Source organism: Streptomyces sp. KMM 9044, from assembly GCF_024701375.2.
Lineage (GTDB): Bacteria > Actinomycetota > Actinomycetes > Streptomycetales > Streptomycetaceae > Streptomyces.
The window spans coordinates 5,397,204-5,414,241 of the sequence record NZ_CP113910.1; the positions used below are offsets into that span (position 1 = coordinate 5,397,204).

The 17,038-nt window shown below is 73.4% G+C and carries 14 protein-coding genes and 1 riboswitch; of the genes, 5 read left to right on the forward strand and 9 right to left on the reverse strand.

Annotation, left to right across the window (positions count from 1 at the left end; genetic code table 11):
* The first annotated feature begins 65 nt into the window (after positions 1–65).
* Positions 66–2,213, forward strand: coding sequence for an MDR family MFS transporter (locus HUV60_RS24330; protein ID WP_257849332.1), 2,148 nt, complete (start codon positions 66–68; stop codon positions 2,211–2,213).
* 29 nt (positions 2,214–2,242) lie between these two features.
* On the opposite strand, the gene HUV60_RS24335 is transcribed toward HUV60_RS24330, so the two are convergent.
* Positions 2,243–2,734: a GNAT family N-acetyltransferase gene (locus HUV60_RS24335; protein WP_257849333.1), complete on the reverse strand. Its 492-nt coding sequence runs from the start codon at positions 2,732–2,734 to the stop codon at positions 2,243–2,245.
* 124 nt (positions 2,735–2,858) lie between these two features.
* On the opposite strand from HUV60_RS24335, the gene HUV60_RS24340 reads away from it, so the two are divergent.
* The 3 genes from HUV60_RS24340 (at position 2,859) to HUV60_RS24355 (ending at position 5,128) form a co-directional block, all read left to right on the forward strand.
* The gene (locus HUV60_RS24340) at positions 2,859–3,533 is read left to right on the forward strand and encodes a hypothetical protein (protein ID WP_257849334.1); all 675 of its coding nucleotides are present in this window, start codon (positions 2,859–2,861) and stop codon (positions 3,531–3,533) included.
* 5 nt (positions 3,534–3,538) lie between these two features.
* Complete coding sequence (locus HUV60_RS24345; protein ID WP_257849335.1) at positions 3,539–4,171, forward strand: hypothetical protein; 633 nt, start codon at positions 3,539–3,541, stop codon at positions 4,169–4,171.
* A 564-nt stretch (positions 4,172–4,735) separates the two neighbouring features.
* Entirely contained in the window at positions 4,736–5,128 is a 393-nt protein-coding gene (locus HUV60_RS24355) for a hypothetical protein (protein ID WP_257849336.1), read from the forward strand.
* A gap of 48 nt (positions 5,129–5,176) precedes the next feature.
* On the opposite strand, the gene HUV60_RS24360 is transcribed toward HUV60_RS24355, so the two are convergent.
* Positions 5,177–5,848 (reverse strand): O-methyltransferase, encoded by a 672-nt coding sequence (locus tag HUV60_RS24360; protein ID WP_257849337.1) that lies wholly within the window; start codon positions 5,846–5,848, stop codon positions 5,177–5,179.
* A gap of 547 nt (positions 5,849–6,395) precedes the next feature.
* Here HUV60_RS24360 and HUV60_RS24365 point away from each other — a divergent pair.
* Complete coding sequence (locus HUV60_RS24365; RefSeq protein ID WP_257849338.1) at positions 6,396–8,492, forward strand: bifunctional glycosyltransferase 87/phosphatase PAP2 family protein; 2,097 nt, start codon at positions 6,396–6,398, stop codon at positions 8,490–8,492.
* A 140-nt stretch (positions 8,493–8,632) separates the two neighbouring features.
* Here the strand turns inward: HUV60_RS24365 and HUV60_RS24370 are convergent, their stop codons facing one another.
* The 7 genes from HUV60_RS24370 to HUV60_RS24400 all read right to left on the reverse strand — a co-directional run bounded on the left by HUV60_RS24370 (position 8,633) and on the right by HUV60_RS24400 (position 16,839).
* Positions 8,633–9,043 (reverse strand): lytic transglycosylase domain-containing protein, encoded by a 411-nt coding sequence (locus HUV60_RS24370; protein ID WP_257849339.1) that lies wholly within the window; start codon positions 9,041–9,043, stop codon positions 8,633–8,635.
* A gap of 356 nt (positions 9,044–9,399) precedes the next feature.
* The gene (locus HUV60_RS24375; RefSeq protein ID WP_257850233.1) at positions 9,400–10,170 is read right to left on the reverse strand and encodes an ECF transporter S component; all 771 of its coding nucleotides are present in this window, start codon (positions 10,168–10,170) and stop codon (positions 9,400–9,402) included.
* 116 nt (positions 10,171–10,286) lie between these two features.
* Positions 10,287–12,020: an ABC transporter ATP-binding protein gene (locus HUV60_RS24380; protein ID WP_257849340.1), complete on the reverse strand. Its 1,734-nt coding sequence runs from the start codon at positions 12,018–12,020 to the stop codon at positions 10,287–10,289.
* On the reverse strand, positions 12,017–13,171 hold the full coding sequence (locus HUV60_RS24385; protein WP_443047404.1) for a CbiQ family ECF transporter T component: 1,155 nt from the start codon (positions 13,169–13,171) through the stop codon (positions 12,017–12,019). The genes HUV60_RS24380 and HUV60_RS24385 overlap by 4 nt, the downstream gene beginning before the upstream one ends.
* Positions 13,164–13,841, reverse strand: coding sequence for an SCO2322 family protein (locus tag HUV60_RS24390; protein ID WP_257849341.1), 678 nt, complete (start codon positions 13,839–13,841; stop codon positions 13,164–13,166). Before HUV60_RS24390 ends, HUV60_RS24385 begins: the two co-directional genes overlap by 8 nt.
* Positions 13,838–15,109, reverse strand: coding sequence for a prenyltransferase/squalene oxidase repeat-containing protein (locus HUV60_RS24395; RefSeq protein WP_257849342.1), 1,272 nt, complete (start codon positions 15,107–15,109; stop codon positions 13,838–13,840). Before HUV60_RS24395 ends, HUV60_RS24390 begins: the two co-directional genes overlap by 4 nt.
* 130 nt (positions 15,110–15,239) lie before the next feature.
* Positions 15,240–15,312, reverse strand: a riboswitch (cobalamin riboswitch).
* 186 nt (positions 15,313–15,498) lie between these two features.
* Positions 15,499–16,839, reverse strand: coding sequence for an endo-1,4-beta-xylanase (locus HUV60_RS24400; protein ID WP_257849343.1), 1,341 nt, complete (start codon positions 16,837–16,839; stop codon positions 15,499–15,501).
* Positions 16,840–17,038: the final 199 nt, after the last annotated feature.

Here is a 17,038-nt window from a genome sequence, read left to right on the forward strand (position 1 = left end):
AACAGGCCATAACCGGTCACACCGATCACGATGGACCGTGGAATCGAGAACTTGTGGAGGTGGTCATGTCCGGGCACGCGCACGGCAGGGCGGAGAGGGCGGGCAGCACGCGGCCCTCGCCCGGTTCCGGACCACCGGCCTCCGACGCAGGCCCGGGCCGTCCGGGAGGTCCAGGTGGTCCGGGTGGTTCCGGCGGCCCTCCGGAGCAGGTGTCCCGCAACGTCGTCGTCTCGATGAGTGCCCTGCTCCTCGGCCTGCTGCTCGCCGCCCTCGACCAGACCATCGTGGCCACCGCGCTGCCCACCATCGTCAGTGAACTGGGCGGCCTGGAACATCTGTCTTGGGTGGTCACCGCGTATCTGCTGGCCTCCACCGCCGTGACCCCGCTGTGGGGCAAGCTCGGTGACCAGTACGGCCGCAAGCGGTTGTTCCAGGCCGCCATCGTCATCTTCCTGGTGGGGTCCGCGCTGTGCGGCACGGCGCAGGACATGGCCCAGCTGATCGGTTTCCGCGCGCTCCAGGGGCTGGGCGGCGGCGGACTGATCGTGCTGTCCATGGCGATCGTCGGCGACCTCGTGCCGCCCCGTGAACGGGGCAGGTACCAGGGCATGTTCGGTGCCGTCTTCGGCACGACGAGCGTCCTCGGGCCGCTGCTCGGCGGACTGTTCACCGAGCACCTGAGCTGGCGCTGGGTGTTCTACATCAACCTGCCCCTCGGGATCCTCGCCCTCGCCGTCATCGCCATGGTGCTGCACATCCCGCGCAGGTCGACCCAACACGTCATCGACTACCTCGGCACCTTCCTCATCGCCTCCGTCGCGACCTGCCTGGTCCTGGTCGCCTCCCTCGGCGGCACCACCTGGGCCTGGGGCTCGCCGCAGATCATCGGCCTCGCGGTACTGGGCGCCGTCCTCGCCGTCGCGTTCGTGGCCGTGGAACGCCGGGCCGTCGAACCGGTGCTGCCGCTGGGGCTGTTCCGGATCCGCACCTTCACGCTCACCGCCGTGATCAGCTTCATCGTCGGCTTCGCCATGTTCGGCACGAGCGTCTATCTGCCGACGTTCCTCCAAGTGGTCCAAGGCACCAGCCCGACCATGTCCGGTGTGCACATGCTGCCGATGGTGGCCGGAACGCTGCTGGCCTCGACCGCCTCCGGACAGATCGTCAGCCGTACCGGCCGCTGGAAGGTGTTCCCGATCGCGGGCACCGGCCTCATCGCCGTCGGCCTGCTGCTGCTCCACCAGCTCGACGAGAACAGCTCCACCCTCGTGATGAGCGCCTTCTTCTTCGTCTTCGGCCTGGGGATCGGCCTGGTGATCCAGGTCCTGGTACTGATCGTGCAGAACGCCGTCTCCTACCAGGACCTCGGCGTCGCCACCTCCGGCGCGACCTTCTTCCGCTCCATCGGCGCCTCCTTCGGCGTCGCCGTCTTCGGCATGATCTTCACGAACGGTCTCGACGACAAACTCACCGCCGCCTTCCGCGGCGTCCAGCTCCCGCCCGGTGTGTCCGCCGACGCACTGGAGTCCGACCCGCGTGGCATCGCGGACCTGCCGGCCGCCCTGCGTCCGGAGGTCGTCCACGCGTACGCCTCCTCCATCACCGACGTCTTCCTGTACGCCGTTCCCGTCGTCCTCGCCGGGTTCGTCCTGGCCTGGTTCCTCAAGGAGGACAGACTGCGCGCCTCGGTCACCGCGCCCGACGGCACCGAGACACTGGCCAGCAACCCGGTGGAGCGCTCCTCGTACGACGAGGTGTGCCGCGCGCTGTCCCTGCTCGGCACCCGCGAGGGCCGGCGCGACATCTACCAGAAGACCACCGTCCGCGCGGGCTACGACCTGCTGCCCGCCACGGGCTGGCTGCTGCTGCGGATCAGGAGGCACGGCTCGGTGGAACCGGCCCTGCTCGCCGCGCGCAGCCCCGTCCCGCTCGGCGTCGTCCTGGAGGCCGCCCGCCAGGCCGAGGTGCGGCACCTCGCCCGGCGCGAGGGCCTCGGCCTCGTCCTGACCGACGACGGTTTCGAGGCCGCCGAGAAGCTGGCGCGGGCCCGGGAGGAGTCCCTGGCCGAACTGCTCGGCGACTGGTGGGGGCCGGACCGGCCGACCGACCTGGTCCAGCTGGTGCACGAGTTGTCGGGGGAACTGGGCGGATCGCGCGGAGAACGTCCGCACGGCGACGGCGGGCACCCGGGTACGGGTACGCCGGTCGGCTGAGCCGGCGCGAAGTCACCCGGGCCGCCCGCTCACCCGAGTTGCCTGGTGAACCAGTGCTCCGCGGTCGGTTCGCTGTTGTGCGGTCGCGTCTCGGTGAAGCCGAGCCGGGCGTACAGGGCGCGGGCCTCCACCGGGTCGCCGCGCGTGTCCAGGATCAGCCGGGCGGCCCCCGACGCGCGGGCCGCGTCCTCGGCGGCCCGCACCAGGAGCGCCGCACCGCCCCTGCCCCGCATCCTCCGGTGCGGGAAGACCCGGGTGAGTTCGGCGGTCGCACCGTCCAGCAGCCGGACCCCCGCGCCGCCCGCCGCCCCGCCCCCGTACCGCGCGACCAGCAGATGCCCGCGCGGCGCAACCAGGTCGGCGCCCGACTCCGCGGCGATCTCGCGCTCCAGCTCCGCCGGGTCGGTCCGGCGCCCCTCGTGCAGCAGGTACCAGCGGTCGCTCACTTCGGTGTAGGACGCCCGCCAGAGCGCGGCGGCGACGGGGGAGCCGGGGAGTTCGGGGGCGACGGTCCAGACCATCACCGCATTCTCCGCTCCTCCGACACCGGTTCCGCAACCCTGTTTGCGGGCGGGTCTTCGGGCAACACGAACGGAGAACCGGCGCGCGAGAGGTGCCGGTTGGCCGACACACCGGAAGGCATCCATGTCCACTGGCCTGATCATTGCGTTGATCGTGATTGTGGCGGTCGTTGTCGTCGCGGCGGCCGTACTGACCCTGCGCGCCCGCGGCCCACGCCACGGCGCGAACCTGAAACGGCGCTTCGGCCCCGAGTACGACCGGGCCGTCGCCCGGCACGACGGGGACACCGAGGCCGCCGAACGTGAACTGGCCCAGCGTGTACAGCTCCACGGCGACCTGCGGACACGACCGCTGGAGCCCGCCGAACAGGAGCGGTACGAGGCGGGCTGGACGGCCACGCAGGAGCGGTTCGTCGAATCGCCGCGGGAGGCGGTCGCCGAGGCGGACCGCCTGCTCGCCGACCTCGCCGCCGCCCGGGGCTTCCCCGGCGGCGGACAGTACGAGGAGCAGCTCGCCGCGCTGTCCGTGCACCACGCCCACCACGTCGACGGCTACCGGCGCGTGCACCGGGTCGCGCAGGCCCGCGTGAACGGCGGGCACGAAGGCGGCGCGGGCACCGAGGAGATGCGCGAGGCCATGGTCGAGGCCCGCGCCCTCTTCGACGACCTGGTGCGCCCCTCCCGCCACGACGGCGGAGACCACCGCGGCGGCCCGGACGGCCACCGCGCGGGGACGGCCGAACACGGCCGCACCCACACCCCCTCATTGCTCCACCGGCGACAGGCGAAGGAGAGCTGAGCGAGATGACTGACAGGACCCGGCGCCCCGGCGGCGACCCGCTGACCGGAACGCCCCGCACCCCTACCACCCCCACCCCCACCCCTACCACCACTCACGGGACCCGTGACGGCGCCCACGGAGACCTCCCCCAGGACCTCCACGGTGACCCCCGCCGGGACGCCTACGAGAAGGGCGCCCGAGCAGGCACCCCGGACCTCCGCGAGGACACCGGCACAGTGACGCCCTCCCACGAGAGCGTGGACTCTCCGGGTGCCGACCGCTCGCGGACCGGCGGCACGCCGGAGACGTACACGTCCCTGGACGGCCGCCACGACGGCGACCGCGCCCCCGGCACGGCGCACGGCCCCGGTCTGCTCCCGCTCGACGAGGGCGACAAGCTCTCCGCGCAACTGCAGCACGCCGTGGCCGGTTTCGTGGACGCCCCGAGGGACTCCGTCGAGGAGGCCGATCGCCTGCTGGAGGAACTCGCCGCCGGCTTCACGGAGGCGGTCACCGAGCGGCGCCGTACCCTGCGCCGGTCCTGGCAGACCGCGGAGGTCGGCGAGGGCCCGAACGCCGCGGAGACCGGCACCGAGCAACTGCGCCTGGCACTGCGGGACTACCGCGAACTGGCGGACCGGCTCCTGCGCGCCTGACCGGCTCCTGCGCCCGGGGCCGCCGTCAGACATCCCCGGGCGCCGGCCCGTCCGCACCCGCCCGGCGTTCCCGCCACTGCCGTACGACGTCCTCGACGTCGTACGGCTTCTTGCCCGGCGGGGCCGGGCGGGGGCTTGTACATCACGTCGCGGATCCTGGTGTCGGCCTCCGTGAGGATCTTCCGCACGATCCGCTCCGCGGGGGCCGCGAAGGCCGCCTCCACGGCATGTCCCCGGCCTCCTCGCGCAGTGCCGGTGCCGGCGGCAGCACGTCTCGTCGGACGCGGTTTCCCGGTCGCGTGCCTCGGCGCCACGAGTCTGCCTGTCCGCCCTCCCCCCCCCACTCCCGACTCCGCTCGAGCGGGGCGGCCCCACCTCGAAACCGGCATCCGGCGGCCTCCGCTCGGTCATGAGGCCGTTGCGGCCGCCAAACGGACGGACGGGAGGGAGCCGGGCGTTTTATCATGCGGCGACAGCGGGTCGTTCCGGTCGGCGCACCAGGCCGTTCCGGTCGTTGCCGGGCCGGTACCGCCGGCCCGCCAGAACGTCTCAGGAGGAGCGCGCGTGCTCGAACTCACCATGGCCACGGTGTCGTCGGCGGAATCGGGGGCCACGGCCGGCATGCTCATGGCCGACGCGCCCACCGAGCCGGGCGCCGTGCTGCGGGTGGGCCGGGACAGGTCGGTGTGCCGTCTCTCCACGCCGGACGACTGGCTGTTCGTGTCCAGGGTCCACCTGGAGTTCCAGTGCGCCCAGGACGGCATCTGGTACCTGAGCTGGCTGCGCGGTTCGCTCCCCGAGCCGTCCTGCGAGGTCCGGCTGACCATCGGGGGCCAGGCCCACCCGGTAGCCTACGGCGGCGGTGTCGCGCTGCCCCGGGGAGGCAACGGCGAGGTCGTCATCCTGGACCGCGCGGCCCCGCGCAGCGTCAACGTGGGTTTCTACCACGAGGTGTGAGGCCGGCCGGCTCCGCACGGGTTCCGCCGGGGACCGCCGCGGGACGGCTCACTCCAGCACCCGCGCCAGGGCGAAGCCGTCGTACCCCTTGGCGCCGACCGTCTGGATCGCCGTACCGCTCAGCCTCGGGTGGCCGGCGATCAGGTCGAGGGCGGCGCGGATGCCCAGCACGTCCGGGTCGGTGCTGTCCCGGTCGATCACCCGGCCGCCCCGGACGACGTTGTCGAGGACGATCAGGCTGCCCGCGCGGGTGAGCTCGAGGGCCCACTCCAGGTAGTGCGGGTTGTTGGCCTTGTCGGCGTCGATGAAGACCAGGTCGAACGGGGGCGGGTGCTCGTCGGCCAGCCGGGGCAGTGACTCCAGCGCAGGGCCGACGCGTACCTCGACGAGCCCGCCCAGACCCGCGCGCGCGATGCTGCGGGTGGCGACCTCGGCGTGGAGCGGGTCGTGCTCCAGGGAGATCAGCCGCCCGCCGGCCGGGAGGGCACGGGCCATCCAGAGGGTGCTGTAGCCGCCGAGGGTGCCGATCTCCAGGATGTGCCGGGCGCCCTGCACCTGGGCGAGGAACTGGAGGAACCCGCCCAGGGCGGGGGTGACGGCGATGGGCGGGAGGCCGGCGGCCCCGCTGTCCCGCAGGGCGGCCGTCAGGGCTTCGTCCTCCGGTGAGAGGAGGGCGGCGAAGTAGTCGTCCACCTGGTGCCAGAGCTGTGACTCGCTCATGTGCGCACACCTTCGTCCTTCATCTCGTTCCTGGCTCAGCCGGCCGACCGGGCCAGCCGGTTCGTCCGACCGGTCATGCGGGTGACGGTACATCTCCGGCCTCCCGTGTGATCCATCTCGCACCCCAGGGAACAACCCGACGCTCCTCCGTCTACCGTCATCCGGACCAGGGACTGTCCGGCGGGGCACGTCGGAGTCGACCGGCGGCATCTGTCCAGCCGGGGCGAGCGGGAGCTGGCGCGTTCAGCTGCAAGGCGGAGGAGAGCACAGCCGAGAACGGGGGAGGCGGCAACCGACGAGAACGCCGCCGGGGGCGCCCCCCTGTTCGAAGAGCCCGGGGGAGGGAGGGGAGGGAGGGCGTGCCGGCCCCCGCATCTCCGGCCTGATTCGCCGGGCAGAACCTACAACTGGACCAAAGAGGGACGGACGTCAGGTGAATCGGGGGTTGCCTGCGTCTCTTCCGGGGGCAGTGCGAGCCTCATAGGGTTCGCAGAGGGATCCTCGCGCGCGGACGCGGGGGACCAACGGGGCGGGAGGCCGACGAGGCGTGGCAAACGCGGAACACAGAGGGCGACCGGCGGAGGCCTTCCCGGCCACGGCCGTCGGCGACACCGGAACACGCCTGCACACGGTGCGACTCGGACTGTGGCTGCTCGCCGCCGTCCTCGCCGTACGCCAGGTCGCCGCCGTCCTGACCTCCCCGCGCGGGGAGCGGCTCACGGACCTCGAGACCTGGTTCGGACACGACGGCGTGCTGCAGGTCAGCGGGTCGCTCTACGAGTCGACCCGGTTCACCGGTACGCCGTTCGGCGGGCTCGTCCTCAAACCCCTCACCCGATCGGCTGAACAAGCGCTCGGCTGGGGCTGGACCTTCGGCACGCTGCTGCTGGTTGTGGCGCTGGGCCTGATCGTCGCCCGCGCCCTGCCCCAGCCGGTCGGCCGCCGCACCGTGCTGCTGGCCGCGCCGGTCGCGGTCAGCCTGCTCATGCTGTCCCTGCCGGTGCGCAACACCCTGTGGCTCGGGCAGACCAGCATCATCCCGGTCCTCCTCGTCCTGCTGGGCTGCTTCGTCGCCCGCGGGCAGCGGGCCGGCGGCATCCTGATCGGTGTCGCCGCCGCCCTCCAGCCGACCCTGCTGCTCTTCGCTCCGCTGCTGTGGTTCACCGGCCGCCGCCGGGCCGCCGCCGCGTCCGGCACCACCTTCGCCGCGGGCACCGTGCTCGCCTGGGCCGCGCTGCCCCGGGACTCCTACACCTACTGGGTGCACCACATGGCGGGCGTCGGACTCGGCGGCCGGGCCGACGACCTCGCCAACCAGTCCCTGCACGGCGCCCTGCTCCGCCTGGGCGTCGAGGGCCCCCTGGAGATCGGGCTCTTCCTGCTGGTCGGCGCGGCCGTCGCCACCCTCGGCCTGCGCCGTGCGGTGCGCTACGCCCACGACGGCCAGCTGCTGCTGGCCGTCGCGATCACCGGCTGCGCCGCCATCGCCGTCTCCCCGACCGCGTGGCAGCACCAGCTGCTGTGGGTGCTGCTCACCCTCGTCGGCACGGTCGGCACACGCGCCTCCGACCGGCTGGTGTGGCCCGTCGCCGTCGTCCTGGTGATGACGCTGCCGGCCCCCATGACCCTGCCGAACATGGCGGCCCTCCACCCCGTCCGCGACAACATCGTCCTGCTCGCCGCGCTCGCCGCCGCCACGGTGATCCCGTTCCTGTCGCGCACCTCGCCGTACTTCCGGGCGCCCGTCCCGACCCGGTACGCCGACCCCGTTCCCACCCGCCTGCGGTACGTTCCGCTGCCGCCGTTCCTGCGCCGGGTCCTGACCCGCCCCAACCTCCTGCTGGAACTGCTGCTGATCCGGGTCACCTACGCCGCCTACTCCAAGGTGCGGCTCGCGGCGACCGGCGGCCGGGAGCGCGCGGAGGAGCACGCCCGGCAGATCCTCGACCTCGAGCGTCTGCTCCACCTGGACATCGAGTACGCGGTCAACCACGCCGTCGTACAGATCGGCTGGCTGCGGAACTTCTTCGACTTCTACTACACGTCGTTCCACTTCGCCGTCCCGCTCACCGTCCTCGGCCTGCTGTACTGGCGGCACCCCGTCGACTACCGCTGGGCACGCGCGAGCCTGGGCTTCGCCACGCTGCTGGCCCTGCTCGGTTTCTGGCTCTACCCGCTGGCCCCGCCGCGCCTGATGCCGAACCTCGGGATCATCGACACCGTGCACGGCGTGCAGGACTTCTCCAAGCCGGACTACGGCGCCCTCACCGCCCTCACCAACCAGTACGCGGCGATGCCGTCCCTGCACTTCGGCTGGTCCCTGTGGTGCGGCCTGGTCATCGCGATCATCGCACCCCGGATGTGGATGAAGGCGCTCGGCCTGCTCCACCCCCTGTTCACCGTCGCCGCGATCGTCGCCACCGGCAACCACTGGGTTCTGGACGCGGTGGGCGGCGCCCTCGTCGTCGCGGCCGGCTTCGGCCTGACGTACCTCTTGCAGGGGCCGCGGGCCCGGGTGGTGACGGCCGCCACCGCCGTCACCGGCACGGCGCCGGAGTCCACGGGCGCCACGGGCGCCATGCACGCGAAGCCACCGGGCCCCGCCCCCACGCCACCCGTACAGGAGGAGCCGGCCCGGAAGTAGCAGCACGGCGTTGTACACGCGGGCGCGGCTTCGGCCGGGCACGGCGAAAGCGGCGGTCCCGGGGATCTGGGGGCCGCCGCTTTCGGTCTTTGGGGTGGTGCTGGGTGGTGCGTGGAGCGCCGGGGTGGCGCCGGGGCCGGTCAGTACCAGTTGTTGGCCTGCCAGAAGTCCCAGGCGGCGCACGGGCTGCCGTAGCGCTCGTTCATGTAGCTGAGGCCCCAGGAGATCTGGGTGGCGGGGTTGGTCTTCCAGTCCGAGCCGGCCGAGGCCATCTTCGAGGCGGGCAGGGCCTGGACCAGGCCGTAGGCGCCGCTGGAGGCGTTGGTGGCGGTCGGGTTCCAGCCGCTCTCGTGCTGGACGATGTTCGAGAAGCACTGGTACTGCGCGGAGTCGCCGATCATCGACTGCGCGGTCGCCTGGGCCGAGCCCGTGGTGGCTGCCTGCGCGGGGGCGGCGGCGATCAGCGTGCCGCAGGCGGCGGCAGCGAGGGCGGCACCGGCGACGGCCTTCTTCGGGGTGGTGACGGTGCGGAGGATGGAAACAGCGGACACGTGGAGCCTTTCTTCGGGTACGGGGCGTCGTCGTGGGCCCGGTGCCCGGACACCTGGGGTGCGTGGGGCGGGGCACACGGCGGCGCCGCGGCCCGTGGGGGGCACGTCGGCGCCTGGCGACTGCTCCACAGAAACAGCTTCCGGCGTTTGTCCGCAAACATCCCTTTTACTAGTCCTGGTCGCATTCAAGGAGAGTGCGGTTCCGCGGCCGGTGGCCATCTGCGCAGGTCGGGGCGACGGGTGAGAGGGCAGGGAGGAGGTGAGGGCTACGACCCCGCTTCGTATGTGACCCGGGTCATGTGGGGCGCCTCACGGCGGGCCGTCAGCTGCGTCACTGTCGGCGTGCGCGGGGCCACTCAGGGGTGGGTGGTGAAGGTGACCGGCGTCTCGAAGGCCGCCCTGCGGGTGGCGCGGCGCAGGGCGCGGAGGACCGGGGCGCCCAGGGTCAGGGCCAGGACGACGGTGAGCAGGGCCCGGCCCAGGTCCCAGCCCAGCGACGTGGCCAGGCAGTACGCCAGGAAACGGGCCAGGTTGGCGGGGACCGACGCGTCCGGGTCGAAGGAGATGTTCGAGGCGAGGGCGGCCATGAAGGGCCAGCCCGCCATGTTCATCACCGTGCCGTAGGCGAAGGCCGCCAGGAAGCCGTAGACGGCGAGCACGCACAGCTCCGCCCGGCCCCGCAGCCGGTCCGGGCCCGGGAGCAGGCCCGCGCCCATCGTGAACCAGCCCATCGCCAGCATCTGGAACGGGAGCCACGGGCCCACCCCGCCCGTGAGCAGCGCGGACGCGAACATCGTCACCGAGCCGAGCACGAAGCCGAAGCCCGGCCCGAGGACCCGGCCGCTGAGGACCATCAGGAAGAACATGGGTTCCAGGCCCGCGGTCCCCGCCCCGATGGGGCGCAACGCCGCGCCCGTCGCCGCCAGGATGCCCAGCATCGCCACCGCCTTCGGGCCCAGGCCCGACTCCGAGATCGTCGCCGCCACCACCCCGACCAGCAGCACGAGCAGCCCCGCGAACAGCCAGGGCGCGTCCTGCGCGTGGGCGTTGAGCGTGGAGGCGGGCGGGGCAAGGAAGGGCCAGCCGAACGCCGCCACGCCCACCGCGCTCACCAGGGCCAGCGCCATCAGCGAACGCGGGCCCAGGCGGACGGCCCGCGCCTGGCGCTGGATGCCGGTGGAGGTGCCGACGGCGGTGCCGGCGGCCGGGGCGGCCCTGCCCGTGACCGGGGTGGGTGCGGGTGTCATGACAGGGCCTCCCGGACCTGGGAGACCGTGAGCCAGTGCTGCGGGGCCAGGATCTTCGCCACCTGCGGGGCGAAGGACGGTGACGCGACGACCACTTCGGCTGCCGGACCGTCGGCGATGACCTCGCCCTCGGCGAGGAGAACGACCCGGTGGGCGAGTTCCGCCGCCAGCTCCACGTCGTGCGTGGCCAGGATGATCGCGTGCCCCTCGGCGGCCAGCCCGCGCAGGACGGTCACCAGGCGGGCCTTCGCCGCGTAGTCCAGGCCGCGGGTCGGCTCGTCGAGGAGGAGCAGCGGCGGACGGGCGGTGAGGACGACCGCCAGGGCGAGGGTCAGGCGCTGGCCCTCGGACAGGTCACGCGGGTGGCTGCCGTCCACGATGCCGGGCAGCAGCTCGGACAGCAGGGCGCGGCAGGCGCCCGGCTCCGCCGCCGCGTCCCGGTCCGCGGCGGCGCACTCCGCGGCCACCGTGTCCGCGTACAGCAGGTCCCGCGGCTCCTGCGGGACGAGTCCCACCCGGCGTACCAGGTCGCGGGGGCGGGTGCGGTGCGGCACGACGTCACCGGTGCGGACCGAACCGGCGGACGGTTCCACGAGCCCGACCAGCGCGCCGAGCAGCGTGGACTTGCCGGCCCCGTTGCGGCCCATGAGCGCGATCGTCTCGCCGGGGGCGACCGTCAGATCGACGTGGCGCAGCGCCCGGACGCCGCCCCGACGGACGGCCAGGGCACGGACCTCGGCCACGTGGAGGGGGGCGGGAGCGGGGGAGACCGTGGCTGCTGTGCCCGGCCGCTTGCGGGTGAACAGGGAGCGGGGGGGCCTGCGGGTGGTGGAGGAGGTGAGGGCTGCCGGGGATCTCCGGACGGGGGCCGGTACCGCTGCCGGTGCCGTCGCGGATACGGCCTCCGCCCCCGCCTCCGCGAGGCGCTCGCGCAGTGGGGTCGCGCGGCGGCGTGCGTCGCGTACGGTCAGCGGGAGCGGGGACCAGCCGGCGAGCCGGCCCAGGGCCACCACCGGCGGGAACACCGGCGACACCGCCATCACCTCCGCCGGGGTCCCGAGCAGCGGGGGCTCGCCCGGTCCCGGCAGCAGCACGACCCGGTCGGCGTACTGGACGACGCGTTCCAGACGGTGCTCGGCCATGAGGACGGTGGTGCCGAGATCGTGGACCAGACGCTGGAGCACCGCGAGGACCTCCTCGGCCGCCGCCGGATCCAGCGCGGACGTCGGCTCGTCGAGGACCAGCACCCGGGGGTGCGGGGTGAGGACCGAGCCGATGGCGACGCGCTGCTGCTGGCCGCCGGAGAGCGTGGAGATGGGACGGTCGCGCAGGCCGGCCAGCCCCAGCAGGTCCAGCGTCTCCTCGACGCGACGGCGCATCACGTCCGGGGGGAGGCCCAACGACTCCATGCCGTAGGCGAGTTCGTCCTCGACGAGGTCCGTCACGAAGTGCGACAGCGGATCCTGACCCACCGTCCCGACCACGTCGGCGAGTTCGCGCGGTTTGTGCGTACGGGTGTCGCGGCCGGCCACCGTGACCCTGCCGCGCAGGGTGCCGCCCGTGAAGTGCGGGACGAGGCCGCTGACCGCGCCCAGCACTGTGGACTTGCCGACCCCGGACGGCCCGGCGAGCAGGACGAGTTCACCCTCCGGGACCTCGAAGTCGACGCCCCGCACGGAGGGTTCGGGGGAGCCGTCGTACGTCACGGAGACGTTCTCGAAGCGGATCACGACGGCTCCTTGCCGGTGGTGTCCTCGGGGGCGGGGGCGGGGGCGACGATGACGGGGAGCAGACCGATGAGTACGGCCGCCGCCGGCCACAGGGGCAGTGTGGGCGCGACCAGCGGCACCACGCCGGGGTGCAGGGCCGCCGGATCGCGTACGGAGGCGAGGGCCAGCAGTGCCGCGACCGCCGTGCCGCAGCCGGCGACCAGCCACGCGCGGGCGTCCCAGCGGTCCGGGCGGTACCGGGTGCGCACGGAACGCCGGCCGCCCCGCCACAGCCCCGCGAGCGCGGCCGCCAGACCGCCGAGCAGCACGGGGACGCCGTACGCGGCGCCTTCGGCGGTGAGCAGCCCGTACGTACCCGCGCAGACGCCGAGCAGTCCGCCGAGAGTGAGGACGGCGGTGGTACGCCGGACCCCTGCCGGGACCTGTGCCGTACGGCCGTAGCCGCGGGCGTCCATCGCGGCGGCGAGCGCGACCGAACGCTCCAACGCGCCCTCCAGCACCGGGAGTCCGACCTGGAGCAGACCCCGGACCCCGCGGTCGGGACGGCCCCGCAGCCGGCGGGCGGCGCGCAGCCGCTGGATGTCCGTGACCAGACTCGGAGCGAAGGTCAGCGCCACGACCACGGCCACGCCCGTCTCGTACAGCGCGCCGGGCAGGGACTTCAGCAGACGGGAGGGATTGGCGAGGGCGTTCGCGGCGCCGACGCAGATGAGCAGCGTGGCCAGCTTCAGGCCGTCGTACAGGGCGAACGCCAGCGCCTCGGCCGTGACCCGGCCGCCCAGGCGGATGCCCTGCGCCCAGTCGGGGAGCGGGACTTCGGGCAGATCGACGAGGACGCGCGTACCGGGAACGGGGGAGCCGAGGACGATCGCGAAGAGCAGCCGGACGACGATCACGGCCAGTGCCAGCTTGACGAACGCGCCGTACGAACGGGCCCAGGGGGCGTCCGGCCGGCGGACGGCCACGACGTACGCGGAGACCACGACCAGCAGGGCGAGCAGCAGCGGGTTGGTGGTGCGGGTGGCGGCGGCCCCGAGGGCCAGCGCCCACAGCCACCACGCGCCGGGGTGCAGGGGGGTGCCCTGCCGCCGGCGGGGGGCGGGGGCGGAGACAGGACGTTTCCGTGGCCGGTCGCCGCCGGGCTCAGCCACGACGGCGTACCTGCCAGAAGGCCGCAGCCCCGAGCAGCGCCACCACGGCGATCCCGGCGACGAGGCCGAGGGACGGACCACCGCTGTCCTCGGACGCGGACTCGCCCTTGGCCCCGTCCTCGGTCTCCTTGCCGGTCGCCGGCCCGTCCGCCCCCGACACCTGTTCCCCGCACCCCCGCTGCGGGTATCCGGCGATGGCGCACAGCAGGGCTCCGGCGTCGTAGCGCAGGGGCTCGGCGACGGAGGCCAGGGCCTCGGCCGTACTGGCGTCCGGGGCGACACGTGCGCAGGCGGTGCGGTTCGCGGGCGGGGTCTCGCCGGACGGGGCGTCGCCGGCCGTACCGAAGTCGATGACGAGGGCCACCCGCTTGCTTCCCTCCTTCGCCGGGGTCTGCGCGCAGATGTCGGTGAAGTCGGCGGCCCCCCGGGGCTGCGCCGAGTCGCCGGACTCCTCACTGACCGCGAAGCGGAAGCCCTGGACGTCGCCGTCGGCGGGGCGGGCGACGGACGGACCCTGGGTGGCGTACGTCCAGGTGCCGCCGTCGAGGTCCCAGAACGACCAGTACCGGTAGCCGGCGGCCTGCGCCTGGCCCGCGCCCGCCGACAGGGACAGGAGCGCGGCCAGGAACAGGACGGCGGCCCGGCCGGCCGCGCCGGCTCGGCGGATCACGGCTGTTGCCTCTTCTTCCTGCCGTTCGCCAGGAAGGCCACGACGGCACCGGCGACCAGGAGGGCCCCGAGGACCCACCAGACGCCGGACCCGGAGCCCGAGTCGTCCTTCCCCTTCGCGTCCTTCGCGTCCTTCTCGCCCTGCCCGCCGGAGGTGTCCGCAGCCTGCGCGGCCGGCCCGGTGGCGGTCAGCTGCTTCACCAGGTCCGTGCCGCCGAAGGCGCGCGGGTCGGTGCCGGTCGCGTGGGCGGCGAAGATCAGCTGGGCGTAGGCGGCGGGACCGCTCCCGGCGGCCCAGTCGGCGGCGTTCTCCTCCAGCCAGGCCGCGGACTTCGCGGCCGGCCCGGTGGCGCCCTGCGCCGCGAGCGCGACCACCGCGTCGGCGGTGTTGCCGTAGTCCGGCTGGTCCTCGGCGCCGGGGAGCGAGGAGACGAGGTGGCCGTCCGCGGCGAGCGCCTCCGTGAGACGGGCGGCACCGTTGGCGGCGGCCTGCCCGGGCGTCCCGGCCTCCTCGCACGCGGTGTCGTCCGCCTCGTTCGACGTCTTGTCCGCGCCGGGCTCGACCACGAAGCCCGCGCCGAGGGAGCCGGTCACGCCCGCCGCGGTGGCGTCGGCGTCGGCGATCAGCTCACCCTTCTTGTCCGGCTGGAAGGCGAAGGCACCCGCGCCGTCGTCCTTGCCCGCGCCCTCGGTGTCGCACGGTATCGCCAGCGTCAGCAGGGCGTCGTAGGGGGACTTGCCGTCCTTGACCACCCCGGCCGGCCTCTCGCCCGCCGCGGCGAGCGCGCCGACCACGACGGACGTGGAGTTGGCGTCGCTGGCCCCGCCCGCCGTGTAGCCCCAGCCGCCGTCCTCGTTCTGCACGGACTTCAGCCAGTCGACGGCCTTGCCGGTGACGGCGTCGTGCCCGCCGAGCGCGGCGAGGGCCTGCACGGCGGCGGCGGTCTGGTTGGTGTCGACCATGGTCCCGGCGTCGCACGCCGTGCCGGGGTCGGCGCGGAACGGGGCGAAGGAGCCGTCGGCGCACTGCTGGCCGGCCAGCCAGTCGACGGCCGCCTTCGGCGGCTCGACGCCCACCGTGTCCTGGGCGAGCAGGGCCAGCGACTGGCGCCACACGCCGTCGTACTGCGGGTCGCTCTGCCCGTACAGGGCGGAGGGCAGGGCCTGCCGGGACGGCGAGGGGGACGGGGACGGGTCGGCGGAGGCCGGTGCGGCGGCGCCGATCACGGCGACGGCGGCCAGGGCCGCTGCGCTGCTGCGGACGTTCATGATCGGCGGGTGCCTCTCCCTGTGGGGGAGCCGGGCAGCACGGGACACCCCGGCGGCTCGGCTCCGTATACCTCGACGGTGCCGCGCACCGGCGGACCGCCGGACGCGTGAGCCGGTCACTTTCCGCCCGGGGCATTCCGGCTCGCCGCCTCGGCGGACGGCTCACGGCTGCGGGTCAGCGCCGGAATTGCACCGGCTTCCCCCTGTACGGGTGTGATGACGACGTCGCCACTGTACCCGCCCGTAGGAAAGCGGTCAGGAGCGGCCCGAAGAGGGTGGCCGGGGTCACCGGCGGCGTAGGTCGCCGCTCACGCCGCCGGCCCGCCCCCGTGGGCTCGGGGCGGGCCGGCGGGTCTGCCTGTGGTGCCTGTGGTGCAGGGAGGGAGCGGTCAGGACGCGGTGCAGGCACCGACGCTCGGCGGTGCCGTGTTGCCGTTCGTCATGACGGTGAACCCGAAGCTGGTCGACGCCCCGGCCGCCAGTGAACCGTTGCCGTTGGGCCGCATCGTCATCACGTTGCCGCTGCTGTCCCAGCTGGGTGAGCCGTTCCAGGTGGCCGAGACCTTCTGCGGGGACGTCACCGTGACGTTCACCGACCAGTTGCTGATCGCCGAACTGCCCGCGGTGATGGTCACCCTGCCGTTGAAGCGGTCACCCCACACCTCCGCCCTGTTGTAGACGGCGGTGCAGCCCGCGCCCGGGTTGCCGGGGTCGCCGCCCCCGCCGAGGGCGCTCAGCACCGCGTGGTAGGCGGGCTTCTTGTTGTAGTTGTTGTCGAACAGCAGGGGTGTTCCGCCCGACCGCCACGAGTACTTGTCAGGGATGCCCCACACCGTGATGCCGGTGCACCGCGCCACCGCGAGGCAGGCCGTGACGACATTGCCGTAGTGGGTGGCCTGGGTCGAGCCCGAGCCCTCGATGTCCAGCTCGGTGATCTGCACGTCCACGCCGAGGTCGGCGAAGCGCTGGAGGTTGGCCCGGTAGTTGGACGGTACCGGGGAGGCGCTGTTGAAGTGGGACTGGAAACCCACGCAGTCGATGGGCACGCCACGGGACTTGAAGTCCCGGACCATGTTGTAGACCGCGTTGCTCTTCGCGTTGATGCCGTCGGTGTTGTAGTCGTTGTAGCAGAGCTTGGCGTTCGGGTCGGCCGCGCGGGCGGTGCGGAAGGCCTCCTCGATGAAGCCGTTGCCGAGCCTGTCCTGGAAGGGCGAGCTGCGCCGGGCGCCGCTGTTTCCGTCCTGGAAGGCCTCGTTGACCACGTCCCAGGAGTGGATCTTGCCCCGGTAGTGCGCCATGACCTGGTTGATGTGGTTGTTCATCGCCGAGCGCAGGTCGGAGGTGCCGAGGCCGGAGACCCAGCCGGGCAGCTGGGAGTGCCACACCAGGGTGTGCCCGCGGACCGCCATGCCCCGGCTCTGGGCGTGGTTCACGATGCGGTCGGCGTTTCCGAAGCGGAACGAACCGCGGCTGGGCTCGAGGGCGTCCCACTTCATCTCGTTCTCGGGCGTCACCGAGTTGAACTCGGTGTTGAGCGTGTTGACGTACTGCGCCTCGCCCAGGTGGTTCGCGGCGACCGCGGCACCGAAGTAGCGGCCCTTCTCGGCCGCCGCCGCACCCAGGGTGTCGGCGGCGTGCGCGGTGCTCTGGGGGAGCGCCACGAGCGCGGTCACAGTGAGCAGCGCGGTCGCGACGACGGCCAGCGGGCCTCTGGCCTCCCTGGCTCTCATCTCTCGGACTCCCATTTTGATCATGCGCATGTCATCCTTTCTCTGGTGGGGGTGCCGTAGTGGTGCGGGTGTGCGGGGTGCGACTGCTGCCGCGCTCGCTCTGCGCGCCCAGGCGTCCGAGGTCCGCTCCGGGCGCCCGAATGTTTCGAAATGAATTCCGAATGGCAGCGCAGACGATATGAACGAACGGAAGGGCGGT